Source organism: Bifidobacterium biavatii DSM 23969 (assembly GCF_000741165.1).
GTDB lineage: Bacteria > Actinomycetota > Actinomycetes > Actinomycetales > Bifidobacteriaceae > Bifidobacterium > Bifidobacterium biavatii.
The window spans coordinates 73,798-88,690 of sequence record NZ_JGYN01000023.1; the positions used below are offsets into that span (position 1 = coordinate 73,798).

Sequence of the window (14,893 nt, forward strand, 5' to 3'; positions counted from 1 at the left end):
ATACTTGGCATGGGAGAAAACCATGTCAACCATTAAACGAGGCACTTCTCTTCCTCTCTTAGGCCTCGTTGGAAAGGCCCCGCGTGGTAGCGGGGCCTTTCTTTTTGCCCGGCGACGCGCGGTTGGTTTTCGGTCGGCTTTCGTCCGGCTTTCGCCACTCGCGCCGTTTCCCGTTCCATGTTCCCAAGTACGATAGAAGGCTATGGAAGTTAACGATTTGACCCAACTGGATCCTCGTGCGCTCAAGGCCACGTCCGTCAAAGCCGAGGACGTGTCCGCCGAAACCCCCGAGCCGCAGGCCCTGAAGATCACCGCCGCCAGCTCGAACCCGAAGATGTTCACCCTCCCGTGGGAGAAACCGCTCGCCACCTGGCCGCAGGAACTCCTCGCCAACCTGCCGCGAGGCATCTCCCGCCACGTCGTGCGCTTCGTGCACGTGGGCGACGAGGTCTACGCGATGAAGGAGATCACCCGTCAGGTCGCTGAACGCGAGTACGAGCTGCTGCGCCGACTGCAGAAGCTCGACCTGCCGACCGTCCAGCCGATCGCCGTGGTGACCGGCCGTCACAATCGCGAAGGCGAGCCGCTCGAGGCGATCCTCGTCACCAAGCATCTCAAGTTCTCCCTGCCGTATCGTGCGCTGTTCGCGCGCAACCTGCGCCCGGACACGGCTGAGCGTCTCATCGACGCGCTTGCCGTGCTCATGGTCCGCCTGCATCTAGCCGGCTTCTACTGGGGCGACGTCTCGCTGTCGAACGTTCTGTTCCTGCGCGACGCCGACGCGTTCTCTGCGTTCCTGGTCGACGCCGAAACCGGTGATCTGCACGTCAACCTGACCGAAGGCCAGCGCGAGTACGACATCGATCTTGCCCGCACGAACATCATCGGCGAACTCATGGATCTCGCGTCGGGCCGCCTGCTGCCGAGCGACGTCGACGAGATCGAGGTCGGCAACCGTCTCGCCGACCGCTACCATTCGCTGTGGAGCGCGCTGACGGACACGGACAAGTTCGGCCCGGACGAGATGTGGAAGATCGAGAAGCGCGTGAACAAGCTCAATGAGCTTGGTTTCGACGTGGACGAGCTGGAGATGAAGACGGCGGACGACGGCAAGCGCGTGCTCGTGCGTCCGCGCGTGGTCGACGCGGGCTACGCGTCGCGCAAGCTGCTGCGTCTGACCGGCCTCGACGTGCAGGAGAATCAGGCGCGCCGACTGCTCAACGATTTGGACGCGTACCGTGCGTCGACGTGGCGCGAAGGTGAGGAGCTGGAGATCGTCGCGACGGACTGGATGCGCGAAGTGTACGAGCCGACCGTGCGCATGATCCCGCGCGAGTACCGCTCGCAGATCGAGCCGGCGCAGTTCTTCCACGAGGTGCTCGACCACCGCTGGTTCCTGGCGGAGAAGGCCGGCCACGACGTGCCGATGGCCGAGGCCGTGAAGAGCTACATTGAGAACGTGCTGCCGCAGTACAAGCTCGACAAGAAGGATCTCGACGCGCTCAACGCGGAGGCCGATTCCGGCGTGGTCGACGACGAGTACACGTACAACGAGAACTCCGCGTCCCACTACGACGACGATGACGACTACAACCCGGACGACGACCCGGATGCGGCGGTGTGGAGCCACTAAACGCGAAGTCCGGTGGTATCGGAATCGCGCTGTCGCGCGATGCCGTGTTGCCGTGAGATTGCGCGGTGGCGCAATCTCGGCATCGCGCTGCCGCGCGCTGGAAACGGTATTGCGCTCGCGTGCAATGCTGTTTCCAGCGGCGGCCCAGCCGCTGCGTTTGGTTCTTTTCAACGCATCACAATGCTGGCGGTAGCCTCGGCCCCCTCGGCTAGGCCGAGCCGTTAAGAAAACAGTCCAGTGGACTGTTTTTAGGCGAGGAGCAAGCGATAGCGAGCCAGTAAACAGCCAGCCGTAAGGCTGTCCGTAATTGCAGGTCGCTGTCGCGCGCAGCGTGACTGGGGGAGCGTCGCGGCGCTCTGCGCCGCCAACAAGCACAGCATCGCGCGATAGCGCGATTCCGATACCACACGCGCAACCCGCTACACTCAACCCATGAGGGAATACGACAAAGCAAACACGCCTATAGCCAGGCGACTGCGCAGGAACATGACCCCGTGGGAGCGCAAACTCTGGTACCGGTTCCTGAGCACTCACACCCTGCGCTGGCAGCGGCAGACCCCAATCGGCCGGTATATCGTCGACTTCTATTGTGCGAAGGCCAAGCTCGTGGTCGAGCTCGACGGTGGCGGGCACTACACACCGGAACAGCAAGCGAAGGACGCTGCGCGTACTCGGGATTTGGAGGCTGCAAGCCTGTTGGTGGTGAGGTTTGCGAACAATCAGGTGGATCGCATGTTCCATGAGGTGTGCATGGAGATTGACCGGGTGGTGGCAGCAAGGATTGCCATGCGATAAGAGGGTGTTGCGGCTCTGGTATTGGTATCGCGCTGTCGCGCGATGCTGTGTTTGTTGGCGGCACTAACGTGCCGCGACGCTCCCCCAGTCGACCTTCGGTCGACAGCGTCCTGCAATTATGGACTCGCTTCGCGAGCAGTATTGCTGGCTCGCTATCGCTCGCTCCTCGCCTAAAAACAGTCCACTGGACTGTTTTCTTCACGGCTCGGCCTAGCCGAGGGAGCCGCGGCTACCGCCAGCGTCACAAGCGTTGAACACTTGCCTTGGCGGCAGCTACCGCTGCCGCTGACAGCACAGCATCGCGCGATAGCGCGATTCCGATACCTCGAACCGCCCCCGGATTACAGAACTCATACACGCCAAAATGCGAAGAGCCGGAATACTGGTATCGATACCATAATGCGAGATGATGTAATGAACAATACAATGAGGTATTGACTACGTTTTCATTCCGAAAGAATTAGATTCTTATTCACTGGCTCCCCGAGTAAGGGGGTGTATTCGAAACGGTGCACGATTTGGTGTTTTGCTCAAAAGTGTTTTATTCTAGCCGTGGACGAGGGAAGTCCTTGATGTTCGACGAAGAGATGCGTGGCGGAAGGAAGACGATGGGTCGACAAGAGCTTCGGGGTTGTGTTTGCAAGTTGATGCAAACGTTATCAGCCATAATTGCGGTGCTTGCAATGCTGCTTGCCGGAATGCTGGTCGCCGTGCCGACCGCACGGGCAGCCGACACCTATGATCTGAGCGGCGCACAAAAAGGCTGGGTCGACAAAGACGCAACCTCCCTCATGATCGGCGGCAAGCCCTACACCTCCGGCATGAATGTCAACTACGGCGACACCGTTAAATTCGAACTGCACTGGAGCGTGCCGAACAACTCCGAAGGCGTGAGCGGCGGCATCAAGTAGGGCGACACGTTCACCTACGACCTGCCCAAGGGCATCACCTTCAAAAGCGGCGAAACCTACCCGATCTACGACGAAAGCGGCGTGCAAAAGGGCACGTTCACCATCAACGGCAGCAAGATTGTCGCCACCTACACCAGCGGCGACAGCACCACCGGCAACGTCAAAGCCTACGTCACCGCAGAAGGCACCATCCGCCAGTCGACTGACACCGACACCGAAGGCGGCAAAACCTCATTCGAATTCCCCGGCTTCGGCACGGTCGACGTCGACGTCAAACCGGTCCACTCGGTCCAAGCCATCAAGAACGGCGCCGTCTCGACCGACGACCCGACCGTCTTCTACTACGTGGTCGACGTGACCTCCACCGGCACCAACACCAACGTCAACCTCAAAGACACGATGGGCAACCTGCTCACCCTGCTCAACGACGCCGACCACCCGATCGAGATCTACAAGAACGCCCAGCTCACCGAGAAATACGACGGCGGCTGGAGCAAATCCAACGTCGGCGACCACGGCTTCACCGTGAACATCGACCAGATGGCCGACGGCGAGACGGTACGGCTCAAGTACTACGTGAAGATCGACCGCAAGTCCGTAATCGATGCGACCAAGAACGGCAACGTCGACCTCATCAACAACAAGGTCGTCTACCACAGCGACGAGGACCTGAACAACAAGGAAACCAACAAGAAGCTCGAGATCAGCACCAACTGGTACGTGAACAAGGGCGGCACCACAAAAGTGGATCCGATCACCGGCAAGTCCGTGATCGAATGGAAGGTCATCATCGGCGGCGGCGGGGACACCGCCGGCAAAGTGACGGTCAAGGACATTCTCGGCGACGGACTCAAGAAGCCGGACCCGAACAGCACCGTCACGATCCAAGGCATTGAAAACGACTGGAACAATCCGGCGACCACCAAGACCGTGACGTGGCAAGAGCTCGAAAATGGCACCGCCGTGCTGCCGACGTATCCCGGCGGCAAGGCGTATCCGTTCTACCAGATCGTCTACCAGACCGAACTGGCGACCGAGCCCGGCATCGGCAATTCGAAACAGTACAGCAACAGTTTCGAAGTGACGCCTGAGGAAGGCAAACCGAGCGCCGGCGGCGGCACCGTCACTGTGACCCGCAACAGCGTCGATCTGGCGAAGCAGTACGTCTCCACCGCAGAAGACGGCAAGACCATGAGCTGGCTGACCACGTTCACCGCGCTCGAAAAGCTGCCGGCCGACCAGGTGCTCACCGACACCCTCGACAAGCAGCAGGACGGCACGATCGCCGGCGACTTCCAGAAGATCAAGCCCGGCTCGATCAAGCTGTACACCGACGCGGACCAGAAGCAGCCGTACGCGTCCGCGAACTACAAGATCGCCCTCGCCAAGGACCGCAAGTCGTTCACGATCACGTTCAAAAACGAGCTGGCCAAGGGCACGAAGATCTACATCGCGTACCAGTCCGTGATGAACAACGGCGTCAGCGCCAGCGAAACGTTCTACAACACCGCCAACTTCGCAGGCAAGGACGTGACCGCCAGCCACACCAACAAGGTCGACAACCTCACCAAAAGCAACACGTACCAGTATTACGACCCGACCGCCGGCACCGACAACCAGCCCGGCGGCAACAGCGGCAGGTTCCGCTGGCTGCTCACCGTGCACGACATCGCGTCCGGCACGAAGTCCGTGAGCATCACCGATACGCTGCCCACGAACAACAAGAAGACCGTCAAGCACATCTACATCTCCGGTTCGGCGCGCGCGGTCGACCCGTCGGGCGTCCAGGTCGACGGCATGACGGCGACCGACAACGGCGACGGCACGGTCACGTTCACGATCACGCCGGGCACGCCCGCGTTCAAGGCCGCGCAGACCAGCACCGGACTGCGCATCATCTACGACACGACGTTCGACGGCCTGATCGGCGTGCCGTCGTGGGACCAGTACACCAACAGCGCGAAGATCACCGTCGACGGCAAGGAACAGCTGCCGGACACCGCGACCGAAGGCGGCAATCCGCCGTCGATTCTGGTCAAGAAGGGCACGTATTCGGCCGCGACCGCGCCGTACATCAACTATTCGATCAGCGTGAACTCGACCGCGGCCCAGCTGAACAAGGGCGAGACGCTCACGTTGACCGATACGATGGGCGAGGCGCTCGCGTTGCGTATGGACAGCGTGCGCATCGTCGACACGAAGACCAAGGCCGATGTGGCCGGCGCGTCGTACGCGTACGATCCGACGACTCGCACGACGACGTTCAAGATACCGGACGGCCGCGCGATCACGATCGAATACAAGGCGTCCGTGCTGCTCAAGCCGGGGGAGTCGTTCACCGGCAGCCTCGGCGCCAACAAGGTGGTGCTCAAGGGCAGCGGCGTGGGCGAGACGACGTCCACGCAAACGCAGACCGGCGTGGTGCAGAAGGCGCTCGGTGGCATCTCGTCCGAGAACAACGCGCTGCAGATCTACAAGTACGCGGACGGCGACACCGGCAAGCCGCTGAACGGCGCGGTGTTCAAGGTGGAACAGCTGTCGATCGACGCCGATTCGCAGGCGAACAAAGGTAAGCAGTGGACGTACGACGCGACCAAGTCCACGACGGTCACCTCGAACCTGACCTCCGCCGCGAACGGCTATACCCCGACGGTGGCGCTCAACCCGGACATCGTGTACAAGGTCACCGAAACGAGAGAGCCGGAAGGCGGCTACCAGCTTGGTGCGGATACCGTGTGGTACGTCGTGTTCCCCGGCAACGATCACGTCAAGAACGATACGTACGACGGGTTCTACGATGGCGTGACGATCGACGGCCACTCGCTGATCAAGTCGATGACGACGGTCGAATCGACCGACAAGAACGGTACCGTCACGAGCAAGCCGATCGTGCTGCAGACGTACATGCTGCCGGTCAGCAACCAGGGTCGGGTCAAGAAGAGCTTCACGCTGTTCAAGACCGACGAGGGCGGCACGCCGCTCGCCGGTGCGAAGTTCGAACTGACGAAGGACGGCGACGCAAGCTTTGCGACGCAGACGTGGGACGCCGACGGCAAGACGTCGCATACGTTCACGGACCTCACGCCCGGCACGTACACGCTCACCGAAACGAAGGCCCCGGACGGCTACGAGACGGCCAAGCCGGTCACGATCGTCGTGACCGATGCCGGCAAGGTGATCGTCGACGGCAAGGACGCGGCGACCGGCGATGCCGGCACGAACGGCGACAAGCAGAACGTCGTGACCGTGGCCGATTCCAGCGAGACCACGAAGATCCGTGCCACGAAGATCTGGGATGACGGCGACGGCCGTGACGGCGGCCGCGGCACCGTCACGTTCCAGCTGTGGAAGAAGGTCGGCGACGGCGAGGCGACGCACATGGCCGCGCAGGACAAGGTGATCCGCCCGAGCGCGATCGGCGACGACCTGACCGTGGAATGGGGCAACCTGCCCGTGATGGAACAGGGCAAGTCCGTGACCTACGAGGTGCGCGAACAGTACCAGAAGGCCGAAGGCGGCGACAAGGCCGACTACACGCAAGGCCCGGTAACCGATTGCACCGCAAGCGACGCGGACCAAGTCACGCACTACTGCGTCACCAACACGCATACGCCAGCCGTCACGCAGATCGCGGTCCGCAAAGTCTGGGACGATGCCGACAATGCCGACAAGCTCCGCCCGAACGATGTGACCGTGCGTCTGTACGCCAACGGCAAGGCCACCGACAAGACTGTCGCGCTCAACGAGAAGAACGGCTGGAAGGCTACGTTCGACAACCTGCCCAAGTACGAGAACGGCAATCCGATCTCATACACGGTGAAAGAAGACGACGTGCCGGCCAAATACACCGTCGCCGTCACCGGCAGCGCAAGCGCGGGCTTCGTCGTGACCAACACGCATCATCCCGAATCTGAGGAAATCTACATTTCCAAGCGCGATCTCGGCGGCACCGAAATCGCCGGTGTCGGCATGAAGCTCTCCGGCACGCTTGCCGACGGCAGTACGTTCAAGACGATCACCTGGACCAGCAAGGCCGGCGCATCGCACGCGGAAAAACTCAAGCCCGGTACCTACCGGCTTGAGGAGACCAAGGCCCCGACCGGTTATCGCACCGCCGATCCGATCGACTTCACCGTCGAGCAGGATGAGAAGACCGGCAAGCTCACCATCAAGGTCGACGGCAAACCGCTCGACGGCAACACGATCGTCATGACCGACGAATACCAGACCCGCCGCGTCACCGTCTCCAAGAAGAGCCTGACCGACGGCGTCGGCGAAATCAAGGGCGCCAAGCTCGAGATCACCGGCACCACGCTCGCCGGCGAGGACTATTCCTTCCCGTGGACGACCGACGGCACGAACAAGCTCATCACGCTCAACCCCGGCACGTACACGCTGCACGAAAGCGAAGCGCCGGCCGGCTATCGCCCCGCATCCGACATCGTGTTCAACGTCAACCTCGACGGCACGGTCACGATCAACGGCAAGGAGCAAGACAACAACAAAATTGTCATGATCGACGAGCCGGACGAGACGAACGTGACCGTCTCCAAGGTCGCCGTCTCGGGCACCGCCGAACTGCCGGGCGCCGAATTCAAGCTCACCGGCACCACGTTCGAGAACGACAGCGTACGCGAAACGTGGACGTCGAGCGCGGACGGACCGAAGTCGTTCCAGCTGCCGAACGGCACGTACAAGCTGGAGGAAACCAAGGCCCCGACCGGCTACGACCTGATCGCCGAGCCGATCGAGTTCACCGTGCACAACGGCAAGGTGATCATCGACGGCGTGGCCCAGTCCGGCAACGTGATCCGCGTCGAGGATGCGGCCAAGCAGTACGTGAGCATGTCCGTGCGCAAGCGCTGGGAAGACCAGCAGAACAGGGATGGCGTACGTACCGGCGTAACCGTATACGCGCAGCTGTACGCGAATGGCAAGCCGATGAAAGGTGACCAGTACCGCGTCAAACTGTATGAATGCCCGCTTAAGACCACGGATCAAACCAAGACGCAGAATGATACTCAGTGTCCCAACACGGCGGCCGCGCACGACTGGACCGATCTGCCGGCGAAGGACGCTCAGGGCAACCGTATCGTCTACACCGTGGACGAGGAACTTTGGGCTGCCGAAGGATATCAGGGCAATCTTAATGACGAGTACCACAACTCGATCAGCAAGAAGCCCGGCTTGAACGGGTACGAGTTCACGATGACCAACATCCACCAGCCCGACTCGACCAGCATCGAGATCGTCAAGCACTGGGACGACGGCGACGATCAGGACGGTCTGCGGCCGGACGGCATCGGCATCATCGTGTACGGCGACGCGACCTGCAAGGTGCCGGGGCCGAACAACACCACGGTGGAACAGACCTGTTCCGACCAGCTCATCACCACCACGCTCGAGCCGAACGGCAACGGCGAATGGAAGTGGACGCTCGAGAACCTGCCGAAGAACAACGCGGACGGCAACCCGTACACGTTCCGCGTGGTCGAGGACCCGATCGACGGGTACAACGGCTATGACGAGAACGGCCAGTGCACTGCGGCCAATACCGATGGCACGGTTGATGACTCGGCCGAGGGTTCGGCCGACGGCAAGAAGACGTGCGCTCCCGTGATCACGGTCATCGAGCCGGGGAAGACGGGCAACGAGCACGGCAAGTTCGAGCTGTTCACGATCACCAACAAGCACACGCCGGCCACCGTGGCCGTCACGGTGAACAAGATCTGGGAAGACCAGCAGAACTTCAACGAACAGCGGCCGGGTTCGGTGACGCTGTGGTTGCTGTCGAGCGTCTGGACCGGTTCCAACGGCTGGCCCGTGCCGCAGTACAATGCGAGCGAGAATGACAAGTGCGCGTCGGACAACACGGATATTTGGGGACGCAGCTGCATCGTGCTGACCAAGGCCAACGCGAAGAAGATCGCGGCATCCGACGGTTCGGTTGGTACCGCCGCGGATTCCGACACGGCGGATGGTTCCGACTCGTCGGGAGATGCCACTGGGACGACCACCGACCCGGACGTGTGGACGTACACGTTCGAGAACCTGCCGAAGTACTACAAAGGCAAGCTGATCCGCTACAGCGTGACCGAACAGCGCGTGCCCAACTACCAGGCCACAATCACCGACACCACCGGCAAGGCGTTGTCGGAACAGACCGATCAGACCGTGATCGATACTGCAACATCGTCCGATGAATCGACCGGTGACGGTACTACTGCCGACGAACACGCGGCCCCGACCGTCAACGCGTACGATCTGTCGGTCACGAACACGAACCAACCGGATACGGCCAGTCTTACCGTATATAAGGCGTGGAACGACTACGACAACGCGGAAAGCAAACGACCGGTCGATAGTGCCGGTCAGCCGGTTATCTACGTGCAGCTGTACCAATGCCTGTTTAGCGGCACGACCGAAACGATCAACGGCGTCGAGACGACTGCGTGCGCGGCCAATACGAACGGCGCATCAGCTCTGCAGAATGTCGACAGCACTATGATCGCGCTCGGCGCTCCGGTGAAACTGATCGGCACCGGAGACAATCCGTGGTCGCATACGTTTAACTACTACACGGATGCGCAAGGCGTGGCGCACAAGTTGAGCGCGCACAAGACCTACGTCGTGCGCGAGGTCGATAAGGACGGCAATATCATTACGCTGCCCGGCTACGAGTCGCCGATCATCACCGGCGACCAGGACACCGGCTACACGATCACCAACACCATCGCCCCAGTCCTGCCGGACACCGGCGGCAACGGCATCGTCCGCACCATGCTGATCGGCTTCGCGATGATCGTCCTCAGCGGCGTGTTCTTTGCCCGCCAATACGTCAGCGGCACCAAGCACTCCAAGAAGGGAGGCTCCCGATGATTCGGAACGCCAAAAAGGCATTTGCCGATGTCATTTCGAGCGAAGGCCGTAGGTCGGAGTCGAGAAATCTTGCCGGGGTCATCGCCTCTGAAAAGATTTCTCCGCTCGCTTCGCTCGGTCGAAATGACAGTGACGCAGTGGCTCTCCCGGCAAGGGGAGCCAAGATATGGCGAAAGGCATTCGCCCTGTTGCTAGGCACGGCAATGGCGCTCGGCGCCACCGTCGCCACATCCGCCACTGCGCTCGCGGATGAGACGGACACGACGCAGTCGACGACCACCCAAACCACCACCAAGGACCCAACCAAGGCGCAGTCCGACGTCACCGTCATTGCATTCCAGCAGTCGTGGAACACGATCGCCAAGGAATGCAAGGCCACTTATGGCCCCGAAGGCGTCGGCTACATCCAGATCTCCCCGCCGGAGGAATCCGTGCAGGGCACCCAGTGGTGGACCGTCTACCAGCCGATCAGCTACTCGCTCAACTCGCGCTTCGGCACCGAGGATGAGCTGAAAAGCATGATCCAAACCTGCAACGCGCAAGGCGTGCAGATCATCGCCGACGTCGTCCTCAACCACACGTCCGGACACGACGTGGCATGGGTCGACGACCAGTACGGCGTGGCCGGCAGCGCATACAACGGCACGTACGGTCGCTATCCGAACATCGGCGACGGCATCTACCAGTACGAGGAAAGCGGCAACAACCACCAGTACGGCCTCGCGTCCGGTGATTTCCATTCGTGCCGCACCAACATCGCCGACTACACGAACGTGACCGAAGTGCAGGAATGCCGCCTGTCGACCATGTGGGACCTCAACACTGGTTCCATCCACGTGCAGAACGTGCAGTCCGACTATCTCGCCAAACTGTGGAACCTCGGCGTGCGCGGCTTCCGCATCGACTCCGCGAAGCACATGAACGTCAACGATCTCAAGGCGCTCAAAGCCCGTCTCGCGGCGAAAATCAACGTCAAGGCAGCCGACATCCCGTTCCAGCAGGAGGTCATCTACCACGACGGCGAAGCCAAGGAACTCGCGCCGAGCAACTACACGGTCAACGGTGACGTGACTGAGTTCTCGTACGCGTACCAGCTGCGGCAGGACTTCAACGGCGACTTGACCAAGCTGCAGTACATCAGCAACGGTCTGCTGCCGAGCGACAAGGCCACCGTGTTCGTGGCGAACTGGGACAGCGCCCGCGGCTCGGAAACGCTGAACTACGCGTCCGGTTCCAAGTACGAGCTGGCAAACGCGTTCATGCTTGCATACGATTACGGCAAGCCGAAGATCCTGTCGGACTACTACTTCACGTCCGACAACTCCGATGCGGGCCCGAACGGTACGACCGACACGCGCGTGCCTGACGTCGACTTCGACACGGCGTGCACGGCGGCCGGCAACGGCACGAACGATGATGCGTCCGGTGCGGCGACCGTGGCCGCGTCATCCCTGACCGGGCGCAAGCAAGGCGACTGGCTGTGCCAGCAGCGTTGGACGTCGATCCGCGGCATGATCAGCTTCCACAACGCGGTCACCGGCACATCCGTCGCGAACTGGCAGAACCCCGGCACGAACAACATCGGCTTCTCGCGGCGCGACACGAAGACAGGCAAGGACAAGGGCTTCCTCGCGATCAACAACACGCTGCAGGAGCATAAGGAAACGTACCGGACAAGCCTGCCCGACAACGTGTACTGCAATGTGTACACGTCGAACGCGAAGTGCGACGAAGTCGAAGTCAAGAACGGTCAGTTCACCACGACGATCGCCAAGCGATCGGCCGTGGCGATTCACGAAGGCGCGACCAAGGACACGTGGGTCGGCTACGACGGCGTCAACTCCGGCTACGACGACGAACCCGACACCGATCGCATCGGCGACAAGTCGCTGACCATCTACTACAAGCCGAGCGCCGACTGGGGCGACGACGTGTACATCCAGTACGCGGCCGGCAGCGCGCTGCTCAACAAAGACCCGGTCAAGATGACCAGGTCGACTGACGCGCTCACCGCGGCGGACGGCACGTGCGCAGGCGCGGATGGCTGGTACCAGATCACCATCCCCGACATCAACACGCAGCGCGTGCGCTACCGGTTCACCAACAGCGCGACCGGTGCCAACGACGTGCAGTGGGACTATCAGGACGGCATCAGCAAGCTGTACGAAACGGCCGTGGGAACCGCGATCATCGCGGTAAACAACCACGACGCGATCATCGGCGTGCCGTTCGCATGCGTGGCATCCGCCAAGACCACGTTCACCGTGCACTTCACCGCGTCCGGCGCGGCGCAGGGACGCGCGGCCGGCGTGGTCGTGTGGGGCAAGGACGTATCCGGCAACGAACTTGCCGAAAAGTTCTATCCGTTCGGCGCAACCGATGACGACGACGGCAAGCGCATGGAAGTCACGCTCAACGGCGACTACACGACGCTGAACTACCGCATCGTCGCATCCGCGACCGATCTCGGAACGCCGGTCACCGGCACGAACGACTCGTACGAGGCAAGCGTGCTCGACAAGATCGACGGCAACGTGATCTACAAGGTGCGTGGCTCGATCGAAACATGGGTGGACGGCAAGGACGGCAAGTCGTACGATTCGTCGATCGAATCGCGCGACCCTGCCGAAATTCCCACGCCGAACGACGTGAAGAACCCGAAGCGGCTCGCCATCACCGTGCATTACATGCGTGCGGACGGCAACTACCAGGAGTTCGACCTCGACTCGGACTCGTGGAAGGGCTGGGACATGTGGACATGGTCGAAGGAGTCGAGCTCCGGCAAGGCGGTGGCGTTCACCGGACACGACGACTACGGCGTGACCGCGCAATACTCGCTCGACAACCCCTCGACAGGCAACCGTCTGCCGAAGTTCATCCTGCGACAGGGCGGCGACTCGTGGACCAACAAGGACCCGGGCTTCGGTGATCCCGAACAGTACCAGAACAAGGATCGACTCATCCCCGAATCGGCCATCTGCGTCGCGGCCGGTGACGACGAAAACGGCACCGCGGAAATCTGGCTCGTCAGCGGCGACCCGACCGTGTACACGCAGCGACCGAACGTGGTCGGCGTGACGTTCGAGACGCGCACCAACTGGTACGTCAGCGCGCAGGCCGTAAAGGTCGGCGGCAAGGTGTCGCCGATCGCCGACAACCAGATCCCGAAGCGCGACGGCTACTTCTTCCGCGGCTGGACCACGGACGAAGCTGGACAACACGACTTCTCGTTCGACACTCCGGTGACCGCCCGACTCAAGTTGTGGGCCAAGTACGAGAAGGGCAACCTGGTCACGTTCGACACGGGCATCAACTGGAACGTGTCGTCGCAGACCGTGGAGAACGGCGGAACCGTGTCGCCGATCGCGGACAATCAGGTGCCGAAGCGGGACGGGTATCGTCTGGTCGGCTGGAGCACCAGGTCCGGTAGCAAGGTCGCGGACTTTGCGATCGGCGAGAACGGCACTCCGGTGAACAGTGACATCACGCTGTACGCGGTGTGGGAGAAGCTCACGTACACCGTGACGTTCGACACGGGCAACGATGGGCCTGCGGTGGACTCTCAGTCCGTTGCGTACGGCGACAAGGTTGCCGCGCCCGATCCTGCTCCGACGATGGCCGGCAAGCAGTTCCTCGGCTGGACGACGAGCGCGGACGGCAGCACGCCGTACAACTTCGACGCTCCGGTGACGGGCGATCTGACCCTGTATGCGAAGTGGGGCGAGGCCGGTGTGACGTATCATCTGGTCACATTCCGCATGAACGCGGGCGATGATGCGGCATCGGTCAAGTCGGACATCCTGCAGTGGGTTGCGGACGGCGAGGCTATTCTTGCGCCCGATCCGGCGCCGACGCGCGAAGGATACCGTCTTGACGGTTGGACGAAGGATGCCGCCGGTTGGCAGTCGTTCGACTTTACGGATGCGGTGATGGGTAAGGACGACCTTACGCTGTACGCCAAGTGGGTGCAGGTGTGGACGGTGTCGTTCAACCTTGCCTATGAGTGCACGGCTGACGGGTCCTCTGATGGGGCCGGCTCCTCTGGTTCCACCTCTGGCTGCGAGGCTCCGGCTTCGCTGACCGTGGATAACGGATCTACGGTGGCGAAGTCGTCCAAGCCGGCCGATCCGGTTCGTGACGGCTACACCTTCGAGGGCTGGTACACCGACGCCGACCTGACCACGCCGTTCGTGTTCGAGGGCGAGTCTAGTGATGGGTCCGGGGCCAAGCCGACGGTGGTGGAGGGTGACCTCACTCTCTACGCCAAGTGGGAGAAGGCCGGCAAGGTGTGGACGATCAAGTTCAACCTGAACGACGGCAAGGCTCCTACGGTGGGCGACGGCGTGACGGCCGAGGACATCGCCACGCTGAACCCGCAGAAGGTGTACGACGGCGAGAAGCTCATCAAGCCGGTCAACCCGGTGCGTGAGGGCTACACCTTCCAAGGCTGGACCACCGTGCGTGACGACGCCCTCGCCACAGACAAGGACGGCTCCTTCACCGGCGGCAGCGCCTTTGGATTCCAGTGGAACGAGGAAGCCAAGCGGTTCGAGAGCATTATTCCGATCGACCGCAATGGCACCCTCTATGCCCTGTGGGAGGTGAAGAACTAGGAATGCTGGTTCCCGGGATTTCTGCCCGAAAATCCCGGGAACTGGGCGTGTGAGGTTTGCGC

At 61.7% G+C, this 14,893-nt stretch carries 5 protein-coding genes; all 5 read left to right on the forward strand.

Annotated features, from left to right (window positions below; translation table 11 throughout):
- The first annotated feature begins 202 nt into the window (after positions 1-202).
- The 5 genes from BBIA_RS08545 (at position 203) to BBIA_RS13430 (ending at position 14,831) form a co-directional block, all read left to right on the forward strand.
- A complete protein-coding gene (locus tag BBIA_RS08545; protein ID WP_033495044.1) occupies positions 203-1,633 on the forward strand; it encodes a DUF4032 domain-containing protein in 1,431 nt (476 codons plus the stop codon).
- Between the two features lie 432 nt (positions 1,634-2,065).
- The gene (locus BBIA_RS08550; RefSeq protein ID WP_033495046.1) at positions 2,066-2,428 is read left to right on the forward strand and encodes an endonuclease domain-containing protein; all 363 of its coding nucleotides are present in this window, start codon (positions 2,066-2,068) and stop codon (positions 2,426-2,428) included.
- A gap of 572 nt (positions 2,429-3,000) precedes the next feature.
- The gene (locus BBIA_RS08555) at positions 3,001-3,339 is read left to right on the forward strand and encodes a hypothetical protein (RefSeq protein WP_152600610.1); all 339 of its coding nucleotides are present in this window, start codon (positions 3,001-3,003) and stop codon (positions 3,337-3,339) included.
- Positions 3,340-3,420: 81 nt separating this feature from the next.
- Positions 3,421-10,218, forward strand: a complete 6,798-nt coding sequence (locus BBIA_RS08560; RefSeq protein WP_033495050.1) for a Cna B-type domain-containing protein — start codon at positions 3,421-3,423, stop codon at positions 10,216-10,218.
- A 188-nt stretch (positions 10,219-10,406) separates the two neighbouring features.
- Positions 10,407-14,831, forward strand: a complete 4,425-nt coding sequence (locus tag BBIA_RS13430) for an InlB B-repeat-containing protein (protein ID WP_152600611.1) — start codon at positions 10,407-10,409, stop codon at positions 14,829-14,831.
- The last annotated feature ends 62 nt before the right edge of the window (positions 14,832-14,893 follow it).